The organism is Nostoc sp. FACHB-152 (assembly GCF_014697475.1).
Taxonomy (GTDB): Bacteria; Cyanobacteriota; Cyanobacteriia; order Cyanobacteriales; family Nostocaceae; genus Nostoc_B.
On record NZ_JACJRV010000171.1, the window covers coordinates 1 to 4,015 of the forward strand.

Annotated in this window: 1 protein-coding gene; it reads right to left on the reverse strand. The window is 42.4% G+C overall.

Translation table 11 applies throughout. From position 1 onward, the window contains the following. Positions 1 to 1,033: 1,033 nt before the first annotated feature. Positions 1,034 to 2,839 carry a group II intron reverse transcriptase/maturase gene (gene ltrA, locus H6G76_RS36200; RefSeq protein WP_313934901.1) on the reverse strand — a complete coding sequence of 602 codons (1,806 nt, stop codon included), beginning with the start codon at positions 2,837 to 2,839 and terminating at the stop codon, positions 1,034 to 1,036. Between the last annotated feature and the right edge of the window lie 1,176 nt (positions 2,840 to 4,015).

Here is a 4,015-nt window from a genome sequence, read left to right on the forward strand (position 1 = left end):
TATTGACATTAAGTCCTAATAAGCGTCCTTTCTACCAACAAGGTCAAAGAGCTATGAGACTTATTCTGTCTGCATTCTAGCCCTTTTTGTAGCCCCTTAAGCTTGCAGATTTACCACTAATCAACCGATATGCTCTCTCAAAGGCAAACAGCACAATTGCTCTGCCTGAACCCCTGGCAGGTTTGCAATGCACTTCATTATTTGAGGAAGAAGAGAATCTGCGGCTCATCAATTTTTTGTAGTATTTGTAATTTTGAGTCATATTCATATACTACAACTGTAATATATATCTGTCCACTACCAGTGTTAGAGAATATAGGCAGGCAACGAATTTTCCGAAATAGTTAAGCTAGGCGGTGTAGTCCTTATTAGTAAAGCAACTTATAAATAACTTCTATAAATAACCAGGGGAAAATTACCCCACTTAAGTCCAGTCATCCCGACTGGGCTTTTGGTTTAAGGCGATGTCTGACGAAAAGCCGCTTGCCTTTTGTAATTATTTTAATACATTTGTATTGTTAAACTTGATTAAGGCGATGTTTGCGGAACTAATTAGTTTATTCAGGTTGAGTTTCTCCAGACTCTGGATTATCCGAAGCGGCTGCGCTATCACTTTGCACGGTTTTAAGTGCTGATTCCAGACTATAACCAGTTTCCCGAAGATAATACCCAGCCGCGCCCAGGTCTTCAAATACGTTGTCAAATTGGGGATGCGTTTGCCCAAAAATCTTGCTGAGGCGTGAGCTAATTCGCTCCAGTTCTTCTTTGATAACCTCAGTTCGGGTTAAGACGATTTTGCTGCTAGTTATACGAAGGAATAGGAGTTTCAGCCAACGATAGAATCATGGTGACAGCTTATCCCGAACTCATGTTTGATAGCAATTAGTTCTTGAGTATCATCCATCGTCCATACCTGGATGCCTAAGCCAGAAAGTCACCTCCCTGACTCGGCTACAAAACCGTGCATGAAACGTTAATTTCACACGGCTCCTCGGTAATTTAGTGCTTGTCATGCAAGCCTCTAAGTTCAGAGTTAAAAGGGATTAAGGTTGAGATAATCCTCATCTATTTCTGGAACTGTAACAGCAAATTTATCAGAGGAAGCTGTTTTAGCATCATGGCAATGTCCATGAAGTAATTGAAGGTTGTCATAACTGTCCTTACCACCTTGGGAGCGGGGGATTTTATGGTCGATTTCCATCAAATCTTCATGGTGAAAAAACAGTCCACAGTGAGTACACTTTCCTTTCTGCATCTTCAGGAGTGTTGCCACCCTGATTGGAGCTTCGGGATGTTTACCCATTCTGGAACTCCAGTACACCCAGTCACCATCAAACGGACTCCGGCTTCCTTGCACCTGTATGTGTCTCACAATGCGAGTTTCACGGTGCTTGAGTAAGCGAATTTTCTGGTTATGGGGTTTAAATACCCAATTATCAGACCCTACGGTTTGCCAATACTTTTGACAACTCCATCGGGAAGATTTATTAGGGTGACGATGTTCTGCCCATGCTTTTAGCTGACTAAATAATGTTGTATCAGCCTGGTTAAATATGCGTTTACTGACGACACATGAGTAGTAGTTTGTCCATCCACGGATGACGGGATTCAAATGAGCGATTAAATCAGATTGTGGTACTGCCTTATGCTCATCAATCAATTTACCTATCTTCTGCGCGTGTATCTTCAGCTTTGCTTTACTTGGGGTAATCAGAGTTTTGTAACCAAGTAATTTTCCGCTTGAGCTTTTACCACTGTGATATTTTCCAACAGGAAATTGTCGAACAGTGAAACCCAAAAAATCAAAACCAACCTTACCTTCATACATATTAAGTGTATGGGATATTCGGGTTTTACTTGGCTTCAATTCCAGTCCCATTTCGCTTAACCATTCACTAATAATCTGCTGACATCTTTGGATAACGGCGAGGTCTTTGTGCAGAATCAAAAAATCATCTGCAAATCGAATTAAGCTTATTGCTGTATAGTTCGCCGCTTTACAACCGGGTAAACTTAAAGCAACTTGTTTAATTCTATTCTCCATACCGTGGAGGGCTATATTCGCTAATAACGGCGAAATTGTACCCCCTTGTGGAACACCCATCGATGTTGTGTAGTCAGATTTCTCCCTCAAAGCATATTCGGAGAAATCAATCACTCCCGCTTTTAACCATGCACGAATTTGTCGGCGAATGGTGGGGAATGTATTTAATTTTGGCAGCAGAACATTATGATCAATTTTGTCAAAACATTTTGCAATATCAGCATCCAAAACATATTTAGGTTTGAACTTAATAGTGTTGAATATTGCCTTCATTGCATCATGGGCATTTCTTCCAGGTCGAAAACCAAACGAGTTTGGCTCGAAGCGAGCTTCCCATTCGGGTTCTAAGGCTAGTTTTACTAGCGATTGCAAGGCGCGGTCGTATAGAGTGGGTATAGAAAGGGGTCTTTTTTCGCCTGATGAGCCAGGTTTTGGAATCCACACCCTGCGGGTGGGAGAGGCTTTATCACCTAGCTTCAGGGATTGTACTAAGATGAGACGTGCTTTTGGGGACAGGTTTTTCTGCCCATCCACTCCTGCCGTCTTCTTACCTCGGTTGTCCTGTGTTACCCTACGAGCCGCTAAACACTTTGCTGACCAGGAGTGCAACAACGTTTTTTGGAGTTGACGAACTGCTTTGACATCGCCACGCTGCGAGGCTTTGTAGATGCGCTTTTGCAACTTGAACACTTTCCTCTCTAGTTTTCGCCAGGGGATAGCATTCCATTCCACCGTAGTCTTGAAACTCGTTTTAGCCATGTAAATTGCTACTAGTACCTCTACAATCCAAGTCACCGTGCCTCCGTCTGCATATCCTCTGGCTTTCCCAAAGGCTTTGGCTTCTGAGGCAATCCTTCCCCTTGAAGGCTTGCGGCTGGCTACCTACTCAGGAAATCGACCATTTCCAAAAGAACACGTCAGGGGGTTATTTCGTTCCCAATTTTCGTTTGTTGCTGGTTTTAGGGTTCTCTCTCTTCACCGGGTTTATTGTGAGTGCTTGTTGGTCTGTCACTAATCAGCCAACCACTTATCCTTTCCCTTTTGGGACAAGCCCAAGAGCCTTTTGGCTTGTTTTGCATAACGATGATTCAGTCAAGAGATTCGTCTGACTACCCATGACCAGCTATGCTAGGCGGGATTCCACATTAGGCTTGCAGTTACCGCCATGATTCCCCGCTTCACCTCAGCAAAGAACCACTTTGTTGAAGTGGGGGACTTGCTGTCACTCCTGCACTTGGAGGGATGGAATTACACCATCACGAAAAATTGAGTTATCAAGGTTCAGTGGAGATTTCTCTCTTCTATCTTCCTTGTCTGTCATCCCCGAATATTTCTATTCGTTTCGACAGAACGAATCACACTAGCGACCTGCAATTATAAATCCCCCGACCTGCAATCATCGTTGTTTTCAGCCAATTGTATGATCTTTACGGTGCAACGCACACTTTATAAATGCGAAACTGGAAAGACTCTGAGCCAAGGTTTTAGTAAATTAAAGAATACCCAAGGTTGAATAACTAAGCGTAAATTGTTGAGTAAATTCTTCCACCCTTTACCAAAGTCCCACCAATCATGTTCGCAGAACTTTGCTACAACTGGATCTGTGGGTTTAGTTTCCCCCAAGTTGGGGTTGATTGTTCAAAACTTGAGAGTGAAGACTAACCATGAGATAAGCACTCATGATGATTTCCCACCATTTCTGGATTTGGGAATAGTCAGTTACTCGAAAATCAGCCCAACCTAATTTTCTAAATCAAAAGTCCTGGTGTTTTACAACTTTTGTAAAGCTTGGTACTAATCTAGCAAAAGTTATAAATATGGCTTTTTCAAATGATAGTGCTGTGACAAGGCACTGATATCTATATACGACTAAGTAGGTGGGTGGAATTAATTATAAGATAGAAAAACTGCTAAATTAGGTTGTTATGCCTGCCCCATTACGCATCATTCTGACCCCAGAGGAAGACAGAA